At 35.9% G+C, this 22,753-nt stretch carries 19 protein-coding genes; 15 read left to right on the plus strand and 4 right to left on the minus strand.

What is annotated here, in order from left to right:
- Complete coding sequence (locus ACIQ2D_RS14530) at window positions 1–210, minus strand: alpha/beta-type small acid-soluble spore protein (protein WP_402865198.1); 210 nt, start codon at window positions 208–210, stop codon at window positions 1–3.
- 423 nt (window positions 211–633) lie between these two features.
- Between ACIQ2D_RS14530 and ACIQ2D_RS14535 the strand changes: the two genes are divergently transcribed.
- Both ACIQ2D_RS14535 and ACIQ2D_RS14540 read left to right on the plus strand, forming a co-directional pair.
- The gene (locus ACIQ2D_RS14535) at window positions 634–1,326 is read left to right on the plus strand and encodes a hypothetical protein (protein ID WP_402865200.1); all 693 of its coding nucleotides are present in this window, start codon (window positions 634–636) and stop codon (window positions 1,324–1,326) included.
- Window positions 1,327–1,585: 259 nt separating this feature from the next.
- A complete protein-coding gene (locus tag ACIQ2D_RS14540; protein WP_402865201.1) occupies window positions 1,586–3,958 on the plus strand; it encodes a polyprenyl synthetase family protein in 2,373 nt (790 codons plus the stop codon).
- A gap of 129 nt (window positions 3,959–4,087) precedes the next feature.
- On the opposite strand, the gene ACIQ2D_RS14545 is transcribed toward ACIQ2D_RS14540, so the two are convergent.
- Window positions 4,088–5,494: a trypsin-like peptidase domain-containing protein gene (locus ACIQ2D_RS14545; RefSeq protein ID WP_402865203.1), complete on the minus strand. Its 1,407-nt coding sequence runs from the start codon at window positions 5,492–5,494 to the stop codon at window positions 4,088–4,090.
- 278 nt (window positions 5,495–5,772) lie between these two features.
- On the minus strand, window positions 5,773–6,732 hold the full coding sequence (locus ACIQ2D_RS14550; RefSeq protein ID WP_402865368.1) for a M23 family metallopeptidase: 960 nt from the start codon (window positions 6,730–6,732) through the stop codon (window positions 5,773–5,775).
- 226 nt (window positions 6,733–6,958) lie between these two features.
- Between ACIQ2D_RS14550 and ACIQ2D_RS14555 the strand changes: the two genes are divergently transcribed.
- From ACIQ2D_RS14555 to ACIQ2D_RS14605, 11 genes are all read left to right on the plus strand, one after another.
- Entirely contained in the window at window positions 6,959–8,230 is a 1,272-nt protein-coding gene (locus ACIQ2D_RS14555) for a saccharopine dehydrogenase NADP-binding domain-containing protein (protein ID WP_402865205.1), read from the plus strand.
- Between the two features lie 313 nt (window positions 8,231–8,543).
- Window positions 8,544–10,439 carry a PrkA family serine protein kinase gene (locus tag ACIQ2D_RS14560; RefSeq protein WP_402865370.1) on the plus strand — a complete coding sequence of 632 codons (1,896 nt, stop codon included), beginning with the start codon at window positions 8,544–8,546 and terminating at the stop codon, window positions 10,437–10,439.
- Window positions 10,440–10,839: 400 nt separating this feature from the next.
- Window positions 10,840–11,997 carry a sporulation protein YhbH gene (gene yhbH / locus ACIQ2D_RS14565; RefSeq protein WP_402865207.1) on the plus strand — a complete coding sequence of 386 codons (1,158 nt, stop codon included), beginning with the start codon at window positions 10,840–10,842 and terminating at the stop codon, window positions 11,995–11,997.
- Window positions 11,998–12,060: 63 nt separating this feature from the next.
- Window positions 12,061–13,461: a SpoVR family protein gene (locus ACIQ2D_RS14570; RefSeq protein ID WP_402865209.1), complete on the plus strand. Its 1,401-nt coding sequence runs from the start codon at window positions 12,061–12,063 to the stop codon at window positions 13,459–13,461.
- Window positions 13,462–13,724: 263 nt separating this feature from the next.
- Window positions 13,725–14,453: a nucleoside phosphorylase gene (locus ACIQ2D_RS14575; RefSeq protein ID WP_402865211.1), complete on the plus strand. Its 729-nt coding sequence runs from the start codon at window positions 13,725–13,727 to the stop codon at window positions 14,451–14,453.
- A gap of 82 nt (window positions 14,454–14,535) precedes the next feature.
- A complete protein-coding gene (locus ACIQ2D_RS14580) occupies window positions 14,536–15,270 on the plus strand; it encodes a GntR family transcriptional regulator (RefSeq protein ID WP_402865213.1) in 735 nt (244 codons plus the stop codon).
- A gap of 13 nt (window positions 15,271–15,283) precedes the next feature.
- Window positions 15,284–15,916, plus strand: a complete 633-nt coding sequence (locus ACIQ2D_RS14585) for a class II aldolase/adducin family protein (protein ID WP_402865215.1) — start codon at window positions 15,284–15,286, stop codon at window positions 15,914–15,916.
- A 45-nt stretch (window positions 15,917–15,961) separates the two neighbouring features.
- A complete protein-coding gene (gene mtnA, locus ACIQ2D_RS14590; protein ID WP_402865217.1) occupies window positions 15,962–16,999 on the plus strand; it encodes an S-methyl-5-thioribose-1-phosphate isomerase in 1,038 nt (345 codons plus the stop codon).
- 213 nt (window positions 17,000–17,212) lie between these two features.
- Window positions 17,213–18,406 (plus strand): NupC/NupG family nucleoside CNT transporter, encoded by a 1,194-nt coding sequence (locus ACIQ2D_RS14595; protein ID WP_402865373.1) that lies wholly within the window; start codon window positions 17,213–17,215, stop codon window positions 18,404–18,406.
- Window positions 18,407–18,644: 238 nt separating this feature from the next.
- Window positions 18,645–19,100, plus strand: coding sequence for an SRPBCC family protein (locus ACIQ2D_RS14600; protein ID WP_402865218.1), 456 nt, complete (start codon window positions 18,645–18,647; stop codon window positions 19,098–19,100).
- Window positions 19,101–19,270: 170 nt separating this feature from the next.
- Complete coding sequence (locus ACIQ2D_RS14605; protein ID WP_483869750.1) at window positions 19,271–19,975, plus strand: DUF421 domain-containing protein; 705 nt, start codon at window positions 19,271–19,273, stop codon at window positions 19,973–19,975.
- A gap of 175 nt (window positions 19,976–20,150) precedes the next feature.
- Here the strand turns inward: ACIQ2D_RS14605 and ACIQ2D_RS14610 are convergent, their stop codons facing one another.
- A complete protein-coding gene (locus ACIQ2D_RS14610; protein WP_402865220.1) occupies window positions 20,151–20,570 on the minus strand; it encodes a hypothetical protein in 420 nt (139 codons plus the stop codon).
- A gap of 217 nt (window positions 20,571–20,787) precedes the next feature.
- On the opposite strand from ACIQ2D_RS14610, the gene ACIQ2D_RS14615 reads away from it, so the two are divergent.
- On the plus strand, window positions 20,788–21,663 hold the full coding sequence (locus tag ACIQ2D_RS14615; protein WP_402865222.1) for a radical SAM/SPASM domain-containing protein: 876 nt from the start codon (window positions 20,788–20,790) through the stop codon (window positions 21,661–21,663).
- 165 nt (window positions 21,664–21,828) lie between these two features.
- Window positions 21,829–22,602 carry a DUF7225 domain-containing protein gene (locus ACIQ2D_RS14620; RefSeq protein ID WP_402865224.1) on the plus strand — a complete coding sequence of 258 codons (774 nt, stop codon included), beginning with the start codon at window positions 21,829–21,831 and terminating at the stop codon, window positions 22,600–22,602.
- Window positions 22,603–22,753: the final 151 nt, after the last annotated feature.

Here is a 22,753-nt window from a genome sequence, read left to right on the forward strand (position 1 = left end):
TTAGTTACCTTTTGTTTGTCTTGTTTGTTCTTGAGCCATTTGAACAAGTCGCTTCGTGATTTCTCCACCAACTGAACCGTTTGAGCGAGAAGAAGCTTCTCCTCCAAGCTGTACGCCAAATTCTTGTGCAATCTCATATTTCATTTGATTCACGGCTTCTTGTACTCCTGGTACTTGAAGCTTATTTGAACTTCGGTTATTTGTAGCCATATCTTTCTCACCTCCTCGTGATATTAGAATGGTCTTGGATTTGTTTTTAATACATTTTAGAAAGTGGTATATATTAAACCTATATACTGTTTTATGATGGTCTAACATCAATCCCCAAAATTAATAGATCCTTTTAATAAAGGGATTTTAAATAGTTTATTTTATGTTTTTTTCTCTGATGTTTTCTTGACTATGCAAGATTGTGATACGACTTAACTATAAGTAAGTGCTAATCAAAAGCTTTTATCTGGTATTTACACTTATTCAAAACTAAGTCGTATCTCGTTATTACCTTTTCTAACATTTCGCAAGTTAATGTATACAAATCAATTTTTTAAAGAGAATAAAAATAGCAGCTGACGAATAGTATTTCTATAATGGTTGAGCTTTCAATCGAATATAGATCTACAAGGTGGTATGTAAATGGACATAATCGTACTCCTATATGTCATAGGTATTATATGGATTGTTATAGCATATTTAGTGAAAAGCACTATAGTAACTGGTATTTGTATTATCATCGCACTCGGAATGTTTATCTGGGCGAATATAGAGAGAAGAAACCAAGCTGCTAGAAAAGATGCTGAAAGAAGAAGGATTAGTGAAGAAGCACTTGCAAGAATTCCACATACTCAACATTTCTTATCCACGGATTATTTAAGCGCATTGTTAATAAATGAAGATACAAAGAAATTCTATATGGTAAAAAGAGAAGAAGATCATCCTCAATTTGAGATAAAAGAATATACATTCAATCAAATACTGGAAGCTGCTATTGAAGAAGATGAAGCTATCCTTTCTTTGTATCCCAAAGAAGGACTACTAGGTAGCACATTGCCTGATAGTGAGGAAAGTTCTGTCGTTTACATTGTAGAGTCAGACGATGAAGAAGACGAAGAAGGTGAAGAAGAAACTGTTGAAAAGCTAAGCTTAAAAATGGTAGTCGATGATTTAGGGGAACCTATCGTAGAATATGTATTTATGGAAAATGAAGATGCGATTGCCAAAGACTCTGAGGAATATGAGGAAGCATTTAAAAACTGTAATGAATGGTATCAAAAGATAAGTGTTATTATTAGGCGCCTTGAAAGAGTGCCAGTGAGACAATGGCGTTAACGCAATTTCAATGCTATTAATGAGAAATAAATCTAATTATGTCCCATCAAACTGTCCTTTACTATGGTATAGGGCTTTTTCTATGCATAAAATACAAAATTAATGTTTTTTAATCAATGCTAGAGGATAAATGGCTGTAAGGTTAGAAGTTAAAGACAAGGTAGGTAAATATCAGCTATGATAAAAGGAAATATTAATCTTTTAGATTATTTAAACTGGATTTAATTAAAGAGACCAACAAGTAAAGGTGAGTTATAGAATGAATGAAACATTACTAATAAATGCTGATGGGTGCTATCGGCAAGAGGAGCAGAGAGCTGCTCATTATTTTGCATCACTTTACGAACAGGTCCAGCAAAAAAACTATGGCCCAACCTTAACAAAAGATATACAAGGGTGGAAACAACAGCATATTCAACCTCGATCATTATTTACCTTTTTTTCGCGTGGTAAGGAAAAAACGAGTCCAAAAGGATATCACAACTATATTAAATGGTTGAATTACACAGGGAAATTAGATGATTATTTGGATCGTAGCATCTCCTATATTTTTATGCGAGATTTGGGCAAAGCGTTGGACACACCTGATACACAGATAAAGATTAGGGATGTAGTTGAAACCCTAAAAAAACAACTGACAGCAGATCGAGAAGAAGACATTGAGATGTTTAGTGTGCCTAAATTGTATAGGCTGGCTCAAAAAGAAGGTATTGAGTCCGCTATGATTTGGGTTATGAACAAACTAAATACTGTCTCCACTAATATTCCAGACGGGATGGATGCTGTGCACGCTCAGCGGAAACTTATTAAAATCATTGCTGGGGTAATACTACATGTCGTTGAGGAAATGGGAGATGAGGTATCTCCTAAAGAACGTACTCAAAAGCTAGATGAAGCGATTCGATTAGGATACTCCTATGGTCTGACGTATCCTTTCGTCGACGACCTTCTAGATGCCAATGTATTATCTGTTGAAGAGAAAAAAAAATATTCCGATTTAATACGTATCACACTCACAACAGGATCTGTACCAGAATTGGGTGATTGGACTGGTGGAAACGTAGAGCTTATCAGCTTTATTCATTCCGAGCTACGGGAAGCCTTCGAGTATATTAAATCCCACCAGCTACCAGAGACATTAAAAAGTTTTTTCGAGCAATCTTATGTATTTTTTAATGCGCAGGACGTGGACCGAGTAAAGGATCTTTCACATGCAAATTACTCCAATGAAGAATTATTTATACCGATTATTTTAAAATCGTCTTCTTCACGATTAATTACCCGTTCATTAATTAGCGCTCCTGAGGACGAGGGCTTTGACAATCGAACATTTTTATATGGTATTTACAATCAGCTAGCAGATGATTTTGCAGATATGTTTGATGACATGGAAGTTGGCGCGGTAACTCCTTATACGTACTATATGAAATATCATGGTGAGCGTCCTGATCTTATAAACCCTTTTGAATTGTACTGGACAGTTATCGCCAATCTGATTCATAACGTATACAACTCAGATACAAAAGCTTGTGAGGTGATTTTGGATCGTGCTATAAACGGCCTGAAACGATTTAAAGAACGAATGGGTAACGAAAAATATAATGAAGTGATGGAGCTATTTGCCTCTGGAGATCCTAAATTCAACAAAGTTATTCAAAACATGGTTCGTAAAGCAGATGATGTGGATTTCTTTGATAAACTGCTTCGTGATCACATCATTACGATATTGAAAAATGAACGTGAGGAGCGAGAAGACTTTTTAGACACGATTGCTTCTTTACGCATTCAGATGAACAACATCTTAAGTATTCCTCAAAAAGAGCAAGCATTTTTGGTAGAAGAGCCAATCATTGATGCGGCAAATTACATTTTAGAGGGTAATAGTAAACGATTGAGACCAATAATAACTTGGTTCATGGGGGTAAAAGCATATGGACTAAATGAGTCAGCAATTATACCGCTACTAAAATCATTGGAATATATGCATACAGCCTCTTTAATTTTCGATGATCTACCATCCCAAGATAATGCAACTATTCGTAGAGGACGTCCAACTTTACATCAAGTATATAACAGTGCTATTGCAGAATTAACGGGTCTCTTTTTGATGCAGAAGGCGGTTGAGGAACAAGCGTCTCTGGATCAATTTGATTCGCAGACTGTACTAAAAATAATTCAATATTCTGCTCAGGTGACTGGGGATATGTGTAGGGGACAGGCGATGGATTTGGGCTCCAAAGGAAAACCACTAACATTAGAGCAACTAAATATGATGTGCTTTTATAAAACGGGGATAGGATTCGAAGCTTCACTAATAATGCCTGCAATTCTGGCTCAGGCAAAAGAAGCTGAGATTGAAGCCTTAAAAAAATTCGCACGACATGCTGGCATTGCGTTTCAGATTAAAGATGACCTCCTAGATGTGAAAGGAGACACTAATTTACTCGGAAAATCAATAGGCAAGGATGCAGAAAACAACAGCTCCACTTTCGTATCCATCTTAGGTCAAGAAGGTGCCAAAAAAGAAATGTGGGACCATTACTGTATGGCAATAGAAGCACTACAAGGAGTCTCACACAATACCACTTTCCTGAAGCATTTTATGAATTATATAGTAAATCGAGATCGTTAAGAGTAGTAAAATTAAAATGTGAATGGTAAAGAGAAGTCCCTCCAATTGTTAGATGCGTTTCAAACAATTGGGGGGATTCTTTGTGTTGTGTAATTGGAATAGGAGTTGGGTTGTAGATAGCACAATAAGTTAGTTCATATGTTCAATAAAGTTTTCAGCGAATTGAAATATCTTTTCCGAAGGCACTGCTAAATTTAAATTTTGCCCTTTATCAAATCCAGCAGTAATTAAACCTACTAACCGCCCATACATATCTAGCAGTGCACCACCTGAGCTTCCATTAGAAATTGGAGCAGTAAATTGAATCATAGGGATATTATTAATCTCTCTGAAACCGGAAACAATACCATCAGAGATAGAATTGAATAACCCTAAAGGACTACCTATGGCAACAACCTTCTGCCCTCTAACTAAATGATCGTCAGTTTTAATAGTGAGGGGTGAGCAGTTTTTATCAACTCTAATAATCGCCAAGTCATATAGCTGATGATATTTAATGAGTTTATCTGTAAAATGTTCTTCCGTTTCATTTTCATAGAGTACTGAATAATAATGGCCACCCGCAACCACATGTAGATTCGTTAAAATATATCCACTGCTATGGATGACAACACCTGAGCCACCGCACAAAATAGTATTTTCTTCATCATAAACTTTAATCATGACAACAGAGTTTGATAGACCAGCCAACTGCTCATAACTAAATTCTTCAGCCAGAGGTCGACTTTGATGCTGTTTGGTAGGCTTAGATATCTTGGATTGAGAAATTGCATTCTGTGTAGGAGGCATGGGAGTATGCTCTAAATTTGGTGCAGGTGTATATTCAGGAATTGTGATGCTACCTGAATATAGGGCGCTGCACTTATATAACGTTGAGTATGTTTCTACGTCAGGATACAAATTGGCGATATCCTCTTTCGGATTCATATAGAAAATGTCACAGCCAAGTCTAGATAAGAAATATAAAAATAATAATTCATGGTGTTTAATATCTCCGATAAAAATGACTTTTGGAGATATGCCAGTAGGTTTAAAAAGCTTTGGTAAGTAGGTATCTATCCAATGCGAAAATTTAATAACAAAGTTTTTTTGTAGCGTTGTATTTGAATTCGGATTTGCATTTTTATACATTGAAAGAATTTTTACAAAGGTGTTTTTTTTAGTCCATTCAAGTGTTTCGTTATCTAATTGAGTGCACAGGGGTGTTTGATAAAGCGAATTAGGGTCAGTGATTGGATTGTTAAAGATATCCTTCCAACTGTCCCAAATGATTGATAATCTATTAATATCATTTTTATTTGATATTGGCTCAAGTCCATGTAATCGTAAGTATGGTGTAGTAGATAAATTTGAAGAAAAATATTGGTCTATTTTAAGAATATTCTCGTTATAAAGTTCGGTGGAATCAGGAATACCAATGTATCTTACAAAAAGGACCTCCATATTTGCAGCATAATGATTTAAGTGCATAAAATCTTCGAGAGGATTTTGTGTTTGTTTAAGCTTAATCTTTAAAGGTTTTGTTCTCACAATCATATCCATTCTCCATTTGAAAATGTATTTATTATTACAATTATAGATAAAATTAGAATTATTTCATAGTTAGAATTTTTTTAGATTTAAATTATCAAATCCATTGGCTCTATCTAAACTCTAACGATTGTAACAAGAAATTTGCTTAGAAATGATTCACCAAATTTCCTGAAAGAGATCAATCACTAGACGATGTGGGCAGTAAGAGGAAAGTACAACAAAATTTATCTCAAATTAAAACGACGAGTGACTATACATTATAGTTGCTCGTCGTTTTAAATTTATTGCTTAGCCTTTTTAGCTTGTCTTTCCCATTGCAAAAGAGACGGATAAGGGTCAAAAGCCCATTCCGTACGTCCGTTGAATTTATAGATGCCGTAGTGAAGATGAGGTGGGAACTTGCCAGACGTTCCTTCTTTACCATAACCAGAACTACCGACATAGCCAAGTAGCGTACCAGGCTCTACAACATCACCAACTTTAATTTCCTTATTATAACTACCAAGATGGGCATAATAATGATACGAGTTGTGATTATCGCGTATACCGATACGCCAACCACCGAACTGATTCCAGCCTTTTACTTCGACAACACCATAAGAGGTTGAAACTACTTGTGTGCCATAGCCGGCAAAAAGGTCTGTACCTTCATGGATTCTTCGTCCACCCCAACCTCTATTGGCACCCCAAGTCCCTCTGTAGCTATAATCAGCGCGAACTGGAATAGGGAATGTGTGGGCATCTAAATCCATTGTTTTAAAATGTTTGTAAAGCTTAAAAATGGTCATAATTTGATTTACCGCTTCTTCGCTTCTGTAATATTCCCATAAGGCTAATTTGTAATCTTCTTCTTTCGATCCGAAGCTGCTTAAATAATTTGCCATTGTGAACATCACATCTACATCGTCTTTTGGATTGGCAATTCCATCACCATTTCCATCAAGACCCATGCCTCCAAAAAAGTCAATTGTTGCTGGCGATGTATCTTGGCTAGATGGATTCAATGCTCCTGACCAATATTCGTCCGAAAATTGTATGGCAATCATGCCATCCCGTTTAGGAATATCTGAACGAACGGACTGTATATTTCGTTCATATTGATCTATTGCAGCTAAAGAGTACCATGGGACAAGTTGATCTTCAAATTGTACAAAATAGGTCATACGCTGCTGTAGTATCTCTTCCCTTGAGGGTTCTTCATTTGCTGATGCGGTGGTGAAAAAAGAAGCATTCCACAACATGGTAAATGCTAGGAAGGGAATAAGATTTCGAGCCAATATTTAACCTCCTTTCTTCTAGGATTAGAATAACCGAAATTTTATATTTCATAAGTCCAGTTTATCTACTGAGCATTAAAGCGGACTTTGACCTGTATCTAGTGATTAGTAATTTTAGTATCAATTGTTATATACCTACGTTCACCGTTTTCTACTTCATATGCTAGTAAGAAGAAAGTGAGGTGATAACATGATGAAATATAGCAATTCCATCACGATTCTAGGTAGTTCTGGCGGTGTAGCAAAAGCAATCCTTTCAGTACTAAATAAATCGGTTCAAGACAAGTATGACCCGTTAAATGCCGTTATCGAAAACAGCTTGATCCATTTAATAGACAAGAAGCAAGTGGACAAAGCATATTTTGAACAACATTTTACTAATTTAAAAAATCAATTTGCATTTCATCAATTTGACTTAACTGAGAGTAAAAAGCTAATTGAACATCTGAAAAAAACAAATACTACTGTAGTTATTGATGTATCGTGGGCAGATACGGTAGAAATGATGCAATGCTGTGATCAATTAGGTGTTGATTATGTGAATACCGCATTAGAAAATCCCTATATTGATGAAAACGAAGAGTTATTTGAAGGATTTGGTTTAATAGAAAGGCTACGGCATTTAGAAAAACATAAGGATAGTATTTCAAACTCAGCTTCAATTATTTGCTCTGGCATGAATCCAGGTGTTGTACAATGGATGGCTATTGAATTACTAAAAAAAGAACCAACAAAGGAGGTACCACTTGCTTGTTATATAGTGGAACATGATTCCTCTTTTTATAAGGATAAGAAAAAAGCAAAGAAGAATACTATATATACAACTTGGTCGCCAGAATGTTTTTTAGATGAGGCGATTTTAAGTTATCCGATGTTTATGAGTCAGAAAACACCGCTGTTCTTATACGAAAATGTTTATGATCTAGAGTTTAAGGTTACATTGGGGGACAAACAATTTTATGGCAGCTTAATGCCACATGAAGAAGTATATACCTTAGGGAAATTGTATAACATGGAAAGTGGATTTTTATACAAAATAAATGATCATACAACGGAACTAATCCTTACGAATATTGAGGATGTAGATAAGTTATGGGATTTTGAAATGAAAGTACTTGACCCTATGGATGGGGCATTAGAAGGCGAAGATTTGTGCGGTGTACTTCTCGTATATAACGATAGGGAAAAGTATATGTATAACGTATTGAAAAATGAAGATATCTTCTCGAAGTATCAGACGAATGCAACGTATTTTCAAGTTGCATGCGGTGTTTATGCATCTTTGGCTGTCCTATTATTAGATGATATCGAAAATGGTGCTTATTATGTTGATGAGCTTTTAGTCCATACAAATAATCATTTTGGAGATTATTTAACGTATTATATGACAGACTTTGTCATAGGCGAAAACAATAAGACAGACGGTTTATTATTAGAACGAATTAGAAGAAATAAAAAGTAAACATAAAAAATGGCAACCGAAAGTAAAATGTACCCTATAAAGTAGACAGTTCAAACGTCTACTTTATAGGGTGCATTTTTAGAAAGGGAAACATTTCTTGGTGAGGTTGTTCAGCCAACAATGTCCCAATGGAATGTTGAATGGAAGTTTTTAAAGTTGTGGAATTTGAAATGAAGATGATTTGCGGATGCAAGAGGAAGAAAATTCTCGACATTTCTGTAGAAATTATTTAGGAATACAAAAAGTATTAGGTATCATAATTTTTCTAGTTTCATACTATGATAGAAAACAAGCCCTGAATGGAGGGAAGGCTATCGACATTTTAAATAAGCTTAGAAGCTACCGTGAAGAAGAAGATAGGTTGAAGTGGGAAGGTACATTTGCGGATTACTTAGACATGGTGAGAGAAAGACCTGAAATTGCTCAAACAGCGCATTCTCGCGTGTACCATATGATTAAGAGCGCTGGATTAGGTGAAAGAGACGAACAGAAAATGTATAGTTTCTTTGGTCAAGAAATATTTGGGCTTGAAACAGCAATTGAAAGGCTTGTGGAGGAGTATTTCCATCCTGCAGCAAAAAGATTAGATGTTCGAAAAAGAATCTTATTATTAATGGGGCCAGTGAGTGGTGGTAAGTCGACGATTGTGACATTGCTAAAACGAGGGCTTGAGCAATACTCACGAACAGACGAAGGTGCAGTTTACGCTATAAAGGGATGTCCGATGCATGAAGATCCATTACATCTAATTCCACATCATTTACGTAAGGATTTCTTTGAAGAGTATGGTATACGAATAGAAGGTAGTTTATCTCCTTTAAATACGATGCGACTTGAAGATGAATACAATGGCCGTATTGAAAATGTCATGGTTGAGCGTATTATCTTTTCGGAAGACAAACGTGTGGGGATTGGAACATTTACACCTTCTGATCCGAAATCACAAGATATTGCAGATTTAACGGGAAGTATTGATTTTTCAACGATTGCTGAATATGGCTCTGAATCGGATCCTCGTGCTTATCGTTTTGATGGGGAGTTAAACAAGGCCAATCGAGGTATGATGGAGTTCCAAGAAATGCTTAAATTAGATGAGAAATTCTTATGGAACTTATTATCTTTGACGCAAGAAGGGAATTTTAAAGCTGGACGCTTTGCATTGATAAGTGCCGATGAGTTGATTGTTGCCCATACGAATGAAACAGAATATCGCTCCTTTATTTCCAATAAAAAGAACGAGGCTTTACATTCACGGATTATCGTGATGCCGATTCCGTATAACTTAAAAGTCAGTCAGGAAGAGCGAATCTACAAAAAAATGATTAATGAAAGCGATATTGCACATGTGCATATTGCGCCACATGCATTAAAGGCTGCAGCCATTTTCTCTGTGTTGACAAGACTTGAGGTTCCAAAAAAACAAGGCGTGGATTTAGTGAAGAAAATGCGTCTATATGATGGAGAAAGTGTTGAAGGATTTAACTCAGTGGACGTAGAGGAATTGAAGAAAGAGTTTCTGAATGAAGGTATGAACGGTATTGATCCACGTTATATCATTAATCGGATTTCTTCAGCCATCATTCGAAAAGAAGTACCGTCTATTAATGCTTTAGATGTACTGCGTGCGTTGAAGGATGGGCTCGATCAACATGCTTCGATTTCTCAGGAAGACCGAGAAAAATATATGAATTACATTGCAGTTGCCAGAAGAGAATACGATGAAATTGCGAAGAATGAAGTGCAAAAGGCGTTTGTGTATTCGTATGAAGAATCTGCAAAAACATTAATGAATAATTATCTCGATAATGTGGAGGCTTTCTGCAATAAAAATAAAATCCGTGATCCGCTAACTGGGGAAGAAATGAACCCAGATGAAAAATTAATGCGCTCTATTGAAGAACAAATTGGTATTTCAGAAAATGCGAAAAAGGCATTTCGTGAGGAAATTTTAATCCGAATTTCGGCATATGCAAGGAAAGGAAAACGATTTGAATACAATTCTCATGAAAGATTACGAGAAGCAATTCAAAAGAAATTGTTTGCCGATTTAAAAGATGTCGTGAAAATTACAACGTCGTCTAAAATGCCAGATGAGTCACAACTTAAAAAGATTAACGATGTTGTTGCAAGGCTTATTGATGAGCATGGCTATAATTCAACTTCTGCCAATGAGCTATTACAATACGTAGGTAGCTTATTGAATCGTTAATTAGTAAATAGGAGTGTCCAATTAATATTGGGTGGCACTCCTTTTTTATTTCTCAAAAGAAGTTAAATAATTCACTAGATTCGCATAGGATAGAAAAAGTGGGCTCATCAGCATAACTGGGGGTTGATTTCCATTCCGGCTGGGCGCTTTCCGGGGGGCGTCCGATGAGCCGCTTCACTCGCAAGCTCGCTCCAGGGTCTCATCTAGGACGCTAATCCCCCAGGAGTCGCCCAGTCTCCACTCCAATCAACAAACAATCTAAAATCAATACGCTCTTTAAATCAAATGTCATCCCTGACTTTTGGTTACGAAACAAAAAGGTGTGAATATTTACAATTATAGGTTCAGGTCGTTTGTAAGTTTTTTAAAAATTTTCTGTTAAAGATGGGTGAGGATAAAAATGACTGAAAATCAGAATAAACGTTTTGTCATCTCTCAGGAAAATTGGTCCCTCCATCGTAAAGGGTACCAAGACCAGCAGCGTCATATGGATAAAGTAAAAGATGCTATAAAAAATAATTTACCAGACTTAATAAGCGAAGAAAGTATTGTAATGTCGAACGGGCGAGATGTTATCAAAATTCCAATACGTTCTTTAGATGAATATAAAATTCGTTATAACTACGATAAATCAAAGCATGTTGGTCAAGGACAAGGTGATAGCAAAGTAGGCGATGTTGTGGCCCGTGAACCGGGTCAGGGGAATAAAGCGCCGGGGCAAGGTAAAGAAGCGGGTGACAAGGCTGGGAAAGACTACTATGAAGCAGAAGTTAGTCTTGAGGAAGTTCAGAATGTTTTATTTAAAGAATTAGAGTTACCAAACTTGCAACAGAAAGAAATGGCGGACATCACAACAGAAAAAATCGAATTCAATGATATACGCAAAAAAGGACTTATGGGCAATATCGATAAAAAACGAACAATCTTAACTGCTATTAAACGAAATGCTATGAAAGGTAAAGCAGAGATTGCACCTATTCATAATGACGATCTACGTTTTAAAACGTGGGATGAGGTTGTAAAACCCGAATCGCGAGCAGTGGTCCTTGCGATGATGGACACAAGTGGATCGATGGGGAATTTTGAGAAGTATTGTGCAAGAAGCTTTTTCTTTTGGATGACAAGATTTCTACGTTCTAAATATGAAACAGTTGAAATTGAATTTATCGCGCATCATACGGAAGCGAAAGTTGTGACAGAAGAAGAATTCTTCACAAAAGGTGAGAGCGGAGGAACCATTTGTTCGTCTGCTTATGTAAAAGCATTAGAACTGATTAAGGAAAAATATAATCCAGTTCGTTATAATATTTATCCAGTTCATTTTTCGGACGGAGAAAACATGTCCATGGACAATGAGAAATGTATGAAATTAGTTCAGGAATTAATGGGGATTTCTAGTATGTTTGGCTATGGAGAGGTAAATCAACATAGCCGTTACTCCACGTTAATGAATACGTATAAGAAGATCGACAATCCAAAATTTCGACATTATATTCTAAAACAAAAAAGTGACGTATACGAAGCGTTAAAAAGCTTTTTCCAAAAAGCAGAGGTTTAATCTTGGGCGAAGCATCGTCGAGAACTTATTCCTTAATAATAGACGCGGGAGGGATTTAGATAAATGGAAAAAGAGCTTCACCGTGTAATAGCTGAGATTACGGAAATTGCTGAAGGATTTGGTTTAGACTTTTATCCAATGCGTTATGAAATATGTCCTGCAGATATTATTTACACGTTTGGTGCATATGGAATGCCGACACGCTTTTCCCATTGGAGCTTTGGGAAACAATTTCATAAAATGAAGCTGCAATACGACTTTGGTTTAAGTCAAATCTACGAGCTAGTTATTAACTCTAACCCTTGTTATGCGTTTCTACTTAATACAAATACGTTAATACAAAATAAGCTGATTATTGCGCATGTACTAGCGCACTGTGACTTCTTTAAAAACAATATTCGCTTTTCCAATACAAGGCGAGACATGGTTGAGAGCATGACAGCAACAGCTGAACGAATTGCACACTATGAAATGCTCTATGGTAAGGATGAAGTAGAACAATTTTTAGATGCAGTGTTAGCCATTCAAGAACATATTGATCCATCCATCATCCGGCCAAAGATGCTAGCGAGCGATTATGAAGAGGACGAAGAAGAAATTATTGAACAAAAAACTGTATATGATGATCTTTGGCAGTTGGATCAAAAAGAAACTGAACCAAAGCCATTATGGAAAAAAATAAAAAAGTTTCCGCCAAAGCCAGAAAAGGATCTGCTACTATTCATCGAGCAGCATAGTCGAGAGCTAGAGGAATGGCAACGAGATATTTTAACGATGATGCGTGAGGAAATGTTGTATTTTTGGCCACAATTAGAAACAAAAATTATGAATGAAGGTTGGGCTTCATACTGGCATCAGCGTATTATGAGAGAACTCAAGTTAACAACGTCTGAAACGATTGAATATGCGAAGTTAAATGCCGGTGTTGTGCAGCCATCAAAAACATCCATTAACCCCTATTACTTGGGTATAAAAATCTTTGAAGACATTGAGGAGCGATATAATAACCCAAATAAAGAGATGTTAAAATTAGGGGTTAAACCAAACTCAGGTCGCGAGAAAATGTTTGAAGTCCGTGAGGTTGAATCGGATATTTCCTTTATCAGAAACTATTTAACAAAGGATTTAGTAAAACAGGAAGACCTTTATTTATTTGAGAAAAAGGGCAATGAATATAAGATATCAGATAAAGATTATAAAAAAGTCCGTGATCAACTTGTATCGATGCGGGTAAATGGAGGGTTTCCATACATTGAAGTGGTCAATGGAGATTACTTACGAAATGGTGAATTGTATTTAGTGCATGGCTATGAAGGGATGGAACTCGATCCACACTATTTAGAAAATGTACTAAAGTATATTTATCAGTTGTGGGGGCGCCCTGTCCATGTAGAAACATATAATGAGGAAAAGCAAACTCTTTACTCGTATGACGGTAAAAAGAATTATAAGCGCACTATTTAAAAATTTACTCAGTTGATATAGAGAGTAGAGTGACTATTGAATAAGAATCAGTCTTTATTACGTTAAGTAATAAGGGCTGATTTTTTTTTTTGTTATACACTATCTTATTGAATGCACCCATTAGTTTCTTGTTGCTTTTAAATTCGCGTGAAATTTTACTATATTATTATAATTTTTTGAAATGACATTGACAACGTTTACATAGATATGTAGTATGGTCGTTAAGAGGTCAAACCTCTTAACAAATAACGAGGTGATAATTCATGGAGAGCACAGGGAAAATGTTGCCAAACATCCAAGTTGAAGAAGGATCTATTGCGGAAAAAGTCATCGTTTGTGGAAGTCCAAATCGAGCAAAGGTGATTGGTGAGCGATTGGATCATGCTGAGGAAATAGCTTATTCCAGGGAATATCGAATCATTAATGGTTATTATAAAGGTGAAAAAATTACAGTAGCCTCACACGGCGTTGGTGCTCCTGGAGCTGCGGTATGCTTTGAAGAATTAATTAAAGCAGGAGCAAAAAAAATTATTCGTGTAGGTACGGCCGGGTCATACACTGAAGCATTACCACCAGGTAGTTTAATTATTGCTGATTCAGCTGTGCGAGCAGATGGGCTAACTAGACAGCTCGTTCCAGAAGGTGTACCAGCAGTTGCAGATTTTAAAATGTTGCTGAAATTAGAAGAATGTGCAAAAAAGGCGAATGTTACATATGGATTAGGAACAATCGCTACAATAGATGCGTTTTATGCTGGTCCAGTTGAAATACCACATATGTTATATAAAGAATCAGGTGTTCTTGGTGCAGAAATGGAACTTGCGGCTTTATATGTTATTGCGAGATTACGAGGTGTATCAGCAGTAGGGATTTTTGCACTTGATGGCTATGCTTTTGCGGATATGAATGATTATAATCCGCATAAAGATGTCGTTAATGCTGCGATTCAAGCAGAAATTGATATTGCGTTAGATACATTTATCAATCTGTAATGAGTGACCTCCTATGGCATATGTTGTCATGTATTATTTAACAATAGTATGATGTAAGATAGATGTCTTAGGGGGAATACAAATGAAAGATATTGGAATTGAAAAAAAATCATTATCATCTATAGCTTTTAAAAAAATTATCGAACTAATAGAAAATGATGTTCTTAAAGTTGGCGAAAAATTAGATGCTGAACAAAAGCTCGCAAACAAATTAAATATAAGTCGCCCTGTATTGAGAGAGGCCCTTCAAAAGTTGGAATTAGAAGGTTACATTTTGCGAAAGCATGGTGTTGGTACGTTTGTTATTTCTAAAACACCGATGCTTTCAACGGGTCTTGAGAGACTAGATAGCATGACAGACCTTGTCAAAGCACAAAACTATTCAGTTGGGACGATAGGTACAACTGAACTATGTAAATGTACAGATGATTCAATACGTGAAATGCTAGGCTTAGATAAAACGGATAATTTAATGTTTTTTGAGCGCATACGTACAGCAGACAAAAAACCATTTGCTTTGGACTATATTTACATTCCTGAGAAGTATGTATGTGAAGATTTTCACTCCATGTATGCGGATGCTTCTCTTCTGAATTATTTTAGTAATGTTCAAGGTACGCCTATATTTAGCTCTCAATGTAATATTTTTGCTGAAAATGCTTCGGCGGGTGTTGCAGATAAACTTGCTATTTTAGAAAATGACGCCCTTCAAGTATTGGAACAAATCTTTTATACAAATATGAATGAGCCCGTTTTTTATGGGAAAAGTCTTATAGTTAATAACATCATGAAGTTTCATTTGGTTCGTAGAAGGTAAGGAGAACCTCAAAATGTATAGTGAATTAAAACAAACGGTTCATGAGAATGCCTTGAAAGCCTATAATACTGGCTTGATGGCTGGAACTAGCGGTAATTTCAGTGCAGTTGACAGAGATTTAAAAGTGATGGCAATTACTCCAAGTGGTGCAGCTTATGAAACAATGGTGCCAGAGGATATTACTGTTATTGATTTTAATGGAAATATTCTGTCTGGCACTAAGCCGCCATCTTCTGAATGGCAGATGCATCTAAGTATTTATGAAAAAATATCAGATGTGGGTGGGGTTGCACATACGCATTCGCCGTATGCAACATCCTTTGCAGTCCTCAATCAATCGATTCCGGTAGTGTTGATTGAGATGGTACTGCTTGGCGGAGAAGTACCACTTGCTCCATTTGCAATGCCTGGCTCTAAAGAGTTAGGAGATGTTACAGCTGAAACTTTATTGAAAAAACAAACAACAGCGTGTCTACTGGCAAATCATGGCGCACTTGCAATTGGTAAAACGTTGGATGAAGCCTATATGAAAGCTGTCTATTTAGAGGATTCAGCGAAAATTTATCATATGGCAAAATCAATTGGTGAAGTCCACATTGTTCATGAGTCAGCGATAAATGAGATGAAGGAAAAATTAGGACTATAATAGGGGTTTTAATTTACTGAATATTTAAATAAAGGATGAGGTTTCATGAGAAATATAGAATCAGTTACATATAACGGCGAAAAAATAATTATACTTGACCAAACAAAACTACCGCTAGAGGAAGTTTATCTTGAAATCGATTCTGTAAAAGATGTATGGGATGCTATTGTTCAGTTGCAAGTCCGTGGAGCACCAGCGATTGGAATCGCAGCAGCGTACGGAGTAGCACTTGGAGCAAGCCAAGTGAAGGAAGATGATTATGAGTCATTCGCAGCTAAGTACGAAGAAATCTCAGCGTATCTTGCTTCTTCACGTCCCACTGCAGTTAATTTATTCTGGGCATTAAATCGAATGAAGAACACGCTTGTTGCAAATAAGGAACAGCCAGTCGCTGAAATAAAGCAAATTTTATTGAATGAAGCGGATGCAATTAAGAAAGATGATGCTGAAATTTGTAAAAGCATTGGAGAGCATGGCTTAACACTTTTAAAAGATGGAATGACCCTATTAACACATTGTAATGCTGGGGGAATTGCGACAGCTAAATATGGAACAGCGCTTGCGCCAATTTATCTTGCTAAGGAAAAAAATATGGATATTCGTGTATTTGCTGATGAAACAAGACCATTGTTACAAGGTGCAAGATTAACAGCATGGGAGCTTATGCAAGCAGATATCGATGTAACTTTGATAACGGATAGCATGGCTGCTATGGTGATGCAACAAGGAAAAGTAGATGCCGTAATTGTAGGCTGTGATCGTATTGCAGCGAATGGAGATACAGCAAATAAAATCGGGACTTATGGTTTAGCCGTATTAGCACAAAAGCATAATATTCCATTTTATGTGGCTAGTCCATTATCAACGATTGATTTGGAAACAAAAACGGGTGCTGATATACCAATCGAAGAGCGCTCAGCTGAAGAAATCACTTGTGGTTTCGGTAAACAAACCGCTCCAAATGGTGTGAAAGTGTTTAACCCTGCATTTGATGTGACGCCGAATGATTTAATCACAGCTATTATTACAGAAAAAGGAATTATTAACGCGCCGTACACAGAAAGTTTAAAAAATCTATTTTAATTGAATGGTAAGTTGCTATGTTTATCAAAAAAGTATTATAATTCGAAAGAAGAAATTAAAGGACATACTTTTCACAAACACATCAAACATTTACCGTTATCATTTTACGGAGGCCGAGTATAAGAAATGTTAGACTTTTAGATAACAAGATTATCATGTTGCTATGTTTGGATTGTTAAGAGTTTGAACTTATCGAAGGAGTAAATTATGGGCATATATCTGATTATTAACATCCTTGGTATATTTGCATTTATTGGTATTGCCTTTTTGTTTTCAAAGGACAAAAAGAAAATCAATTGGAAGGCTACTGGTATTTTAGTGTTATTCAATGCCTTCTTGGCTTGGTTATTAATTGCCTTTCCGTTGGGGAGATGGCTAGTTGAACAAGCTGCACTAGGTTTTAGTTGGTTAATAGACACTGCTTATTCAGGTATTGGTTTAGCTTTTGCTAGCATGGTAAATGTCGAAAATATGGACATGGTATTTAGTGCCTTAATGCCAATACTACTTGTTGTGCCACTGTTTGATATCCTTACGTATTTTGGTGTTCTTCCCAAAATCATTAAAGGGTTAGGCTGGGGACTTTCTAAATTGACAGGACAACCTAAATTTGAAGCGTTTTACGCGATTGAAATGATGTTTTTGGGTAATACAGAAGCATTGGCGGTTTCGAGTGGACAATTAAAGTCAATGAGTCAGGCACGCTTACTGACAGTATCACTGATGTCCATGAGTTGCGTTTCTGCAGCGATGATCGGAGTATACATACAAATGCTACCAGCACAGTATGTATTAACAGCGATCCCTTTAAATATCATTAATGCGATTATTATTACAAGTATTTTAAATCCAGTAGTTGTAACAGAAGAAGAAGACGTTATTTTTGAAATGAACAAACAAGATAAGCCACCCTTCTTTTCTTTCTTAGGAGATTCTATTCTTGGTGCTGGTAAGTTAATTTTAATCATTACAGCAATGCTCATTGCATTTGTATCACTTGCTGCTCTTGTAGACAAAGTGTTATATTTATTCGCTCCATGGTTATCGTTAAGTAGTATTTTGGGTGTCATCATGACTCCATTTTCGCTTCTTCTTGGTTTGCCAATTGATGAAGCATTCCAAACAGCTCAGTACATGGGGACTAAGTTAGTCACGAATGAGTTCGTTGTAATGGCTGAAATTGTGCCAATTATGGATTCATTCAATCCCCATATGATGGCGGTACTTTCTACATTCCTAGTGTCGTTCGCAAACTTTTCTACGATTGGTATGATTCTAGGTTGCTTTAACGGGATTGTCAAAAAAGAGCAAGCGGATAACTTGTCCAAAGGTGTTTGGATGATGATCCTTTCCGGAACACTAGTCTCTTTATTAAGCGCAGCATTGGTTGGCCTATATGTTTGGTAATAATGTTGATTAAATAAAGTAAGAAAACACCTTATTTTGCAGCCAGTTGACGGTATTGTACCGGCGACTGGCTGTTTAATTTTGTTTACCGTCAGAAAATTAAGTAGAAAAGGCCAAGAGGCATGTAACGAGCTCCTTCAAACTATATAGTAATCTTTTTAGCTATTTTGTTTGAAATTCTGCTTTAATGGAAATCACTAATAAGAATTATTTATTTTTGAAAATAGAGGTGTTTTTTATGAAAACATGGACAAAAAATATTGAAATAAACGCTCCAATTGAACATGTTTGGAAGTTTTTCAATGGTTCTTTAGAAGAAATGCAGAAGATTATGCCTCAAATAGTGGAAAATACACCTGTTAAAGTTACTGAAGAAGTGGTTGGCAGTGTTTATCGTCAAAAGTATAAAGAAGGAAAACACATTCAAGAATATGATGTAGAAACCTTTGAATACTTGGATAAACCTGATAAAAAAAGGCTGAAAGTAGGTTTCACACTCGCTAATTTATTTGAAATTATGGCTTTATATGAACTACGTAAAATAAATGAAAGCAAGACTTCATTTACATACACAGTGACTAATCGACCTTTAAAGTGGTTGGTGAAATTATTTTTAATATTTGCTAGCGAAAAGGTAGTAGTTAAGTTTGTAGATCGTGTGAAAAGCGTAGCTGAAGCTGAAATCAGTAATTGATGCTTGTATACGATTTATGCGAGAAGGGATCTTCAAAAAGTCAATATTGGACTTTTTTGACGATCCCTTCTTAGGTTTTAAGAAATATTTCTTGAAAAAATGATTGTCTATAAAAAGGTATAGTGAATAGTGATAATAGGGAAATACAAAGATTTAAAGGATGTGTGATGGTGGAATTTTTTCATGGACAAGAATCACTTACTGCCGTGCAATGGATTTTAAGGGCAATAATCGCTTTTTTCTTTTTACTCATTGCAGCAAAAATTATGGGACAGCGTTCGATTTCCCAATTGAGATTACTCGATTTTGTAATGGCTATTTCTATTGGGAATATTATTGCTCACCCCTTATCTGATGAAGGATTAGGTATGAAGGGTTCCATGATTACGATGACTGTATTAGTTGTTTTATATTTATTGGGGGTATTCTTGAGCCTCAACTGGATCTCCTTTAGACATTTTATAGATCCTTCTCCGCTACCGCTTATAAAAGAGGGTCAAATTATTTCGAAAAACTTAAAAAAGGCAAGGATTTCAGTTGATTTATTATTATCGGAATTAAGAAAAGAACAAATTGAAGATGTTCAAAGGGTGGCTCTCGCCTTATGGGAACCAGATGGATCGATTTCAAGCTTTTTATATCCTCAGTATCAGACACTGACACAAACAGATATGAACTTGGCACCTACACCTTTTTCTTTTCCAACAGTCATTATTAAAGAGGGAAAAGTTGATTATGATGAAGTGAATAATCAAAAAATGAATGTGGATTGGCTAAAACAAGAAATCATAACAACATACCACGTCGATACTAAGGATGTATTATTAGCGACAATCGATAGAAATAAAAATCTTCAGGTATTCTTATACAAGTAAAAACTTCTTTCTTTGAAAGCAGTAATTGAAGCTACAAGAGCTAAGGATATTGAATTGCATTTGAGATTGGATAGAAGATAAAATCTTACCATAACAGAGGGGTTGATTGAAGATCTGATACAATCGATACTCTGTTATGTGATTACTGTAGAAGCGTATTTTGTTGAATGAAAGCTTACTCATCTTCCATTAGGTCTTCTTGACTCTCGCTATGATTAGAGGATGAATGAATATCGCTGTCTAACACTAAACTATCTCTTACTTTGATTCCTTGTTGCCCGCCAGCTTCATCATTATTATCTCCAGCAATGCCACTTCGGCCATTTCCGTCTGCAAATTGAGATTTTTCATTACTTGTTTGGCTGCGGTTTAAAGCATTTTGCCCACCTTGGTTGGCATTCGTACCAACATCTTTATTGATTTGTCCGCCGCCCTCTGCTCTTTGTTCAATATGATATTCCTTTTTGCCAATATTAAAGGTGTTATGAATGTGAATAGTGATATTTAATTCATCTATATGAGGATTTTTATTGCAATTTTTGTCTTGTCTTTTATTAAAATTATAATTGTTTAAGTTACTCTCATTTCCTGACACGGGTTTTTTCACTCCTTTCTTTTGGTATACTATTAAAATATTAATTTTAATGAGATTTGTTTGTGCGTGTAGCCACTGTACTATGAAGAAATTTAGTAGAGATGAGATATTCGCTTGGTTATAGTAAGGTAGAGTTGTGAAAATCAGCTCGACATCGTGAAAATTTGTTAAAATGAGTAGGATTGAATAATTAAAGAACTGGATTGGTGAATACCCGTTGAAAACATTTAAAAAAGTATATATCGAAATTACGAGTGTGTGTAATCTTGCTTGTAGTTTTTGTCCGCCGACTGAACGTGCAAAAGGACTGATTAAGGTAGAGCAATTCAACAAAATACTTGATGAGATTCGACCACATACAAAATACATCTACTTGCACGTAAAGGGCGAGCCGCTGTTACACCCGCGCATCAACCAACTATTAGACGCTGCCCATGAAAAAGGATTCAAAGTAAACATTACAACAAACGGTACGCTGATTAAAAAGAATCGTGAAAAGTTACTTGGAAAGCCTGCGTTGCGTCAAATAAACTTCTCATTGCATAGTTTTGACGGTCATGAGGGCTCAGAAAATCGTGAAAAATATTTAGGCGATATTTTAGATTTTGTGCGGGAAGCGAAGGAATATAACACAATCATTTCGTATCGATTATGGAATTTACAACAAGAGCATGTGACAGATCTTGCAGCGAGACGGAATCGCGAAACATTAGAAATTCTAGAAAACGAATATGACTTAGATTATAAGATCGAAGAAAAAGTACAACCAGGTAAAGGTGTGAAAATTGCGCACAATGTGTACTTAAACCAAGATCATGAATTTAGATGGCCAAGCTTACTTGCACCTGAGGATGAGGGCAAAGGATTTTGTCATGCGCTTCGTAGCCAAGCGGCAATTCTTGTTGACGGTACAGTCGTGCCTTGCTGCTTAGATGGTGAGGGTGTCATAAACCTAGGAAACGTTAATGATAAATCTTTCACTGAAATTGTAGAAGGTGAGAGAGCGAATAATATAGTTGATGGATTTTCAAGAAGAGAAGCAGTCGAAGAATTATGTAGGAAGTGCGGATATAGACAGAAGTTTGGTATGTGAAAAAATGTATGAAAAACAGCTCTGTAAATAGAGCTGTTTTTTTTTTATTTATGGACAAAATATGGGAATTGTGAATGCTATACTTATTGGAAATATAGTTAAGATACATCGAGGATATAGGTTGGCTATATAAAACAATAATGGATAAGAAAGGGTGTTCAAATAATGACAATCTATGAGCAAATTAAAGAAATGATGATGAATAAAGACAACCAGATTATTTCACCAGCGGAAGTGAAGTCACAATTAAAAAGACAGTACGGCACTAATTCAGAAAGCGTGATTTTATCAGATTATTGTTACAACCGCTACAATAAAGGGATTACTTTCAACAAGCATCTGTTTCTATATGTTACAAAAAGTAATTACAAATACATAGGAGAAAACTTCGCTTATACAGGGCTGATTTTCCATAAGCCTCAGGGACAGACTGGTGAATTCGTTGTTGGCGAATGGAGAAATGGTGTAAAAGAACTTTATAATGAACCTATCAGTGTAAGTGATGCAATGGAGATGATTAGTACAGAACAAATCATAAAACTCTATGAAGATTATAATCAAATTTTACAATATGAAATGAATCTACTTGGCTGTAAACCTACTGAATTACGTCATTTAATTGGGCGGATTGGCGAATTTCTATGTGCGATTGTCACAAAAGGGAGTTTGTCTAGACAAACGAACCAGCACGGGTTTGATGTTGTAAGTAATGGCAAAAAAATCAGTGTGAAAACGACGGCTCAAACTGATGGTTTTATAACATTGAATCAAAATACGTTTGATGCATTTGATGAGGTATTTGTCGTTCAATATGTAAATGATGATTTTAAGGTGATTTATTTCGGACCAAAAGAACAAGTAAAAACGATAGCGAGACAGTATGATAATAAATTCGAAGTAGATATTAATCGCCTAAAAAAAATATATGCTGCTGATTAATAATAGTCGGAGAATCAGGTGTGTCGCTGTTTGACGAAACACGACTTAATAGCCGCTTTTCAGAATAGAATATATTAGATTTTTATCCCTAGACTCTTAAAAGAAAATCATATAGCACTTTTACTACAATAAATAATATTGATAGGTAAGA

This window comes from Lysinibacillus sp. NPDC097287 (assembly GCF_044761695.1).
GTDB lineage: Bacteria > Bacillota > Bacilli > Bacillales_A > Planococcaceae > Lysinibacillus.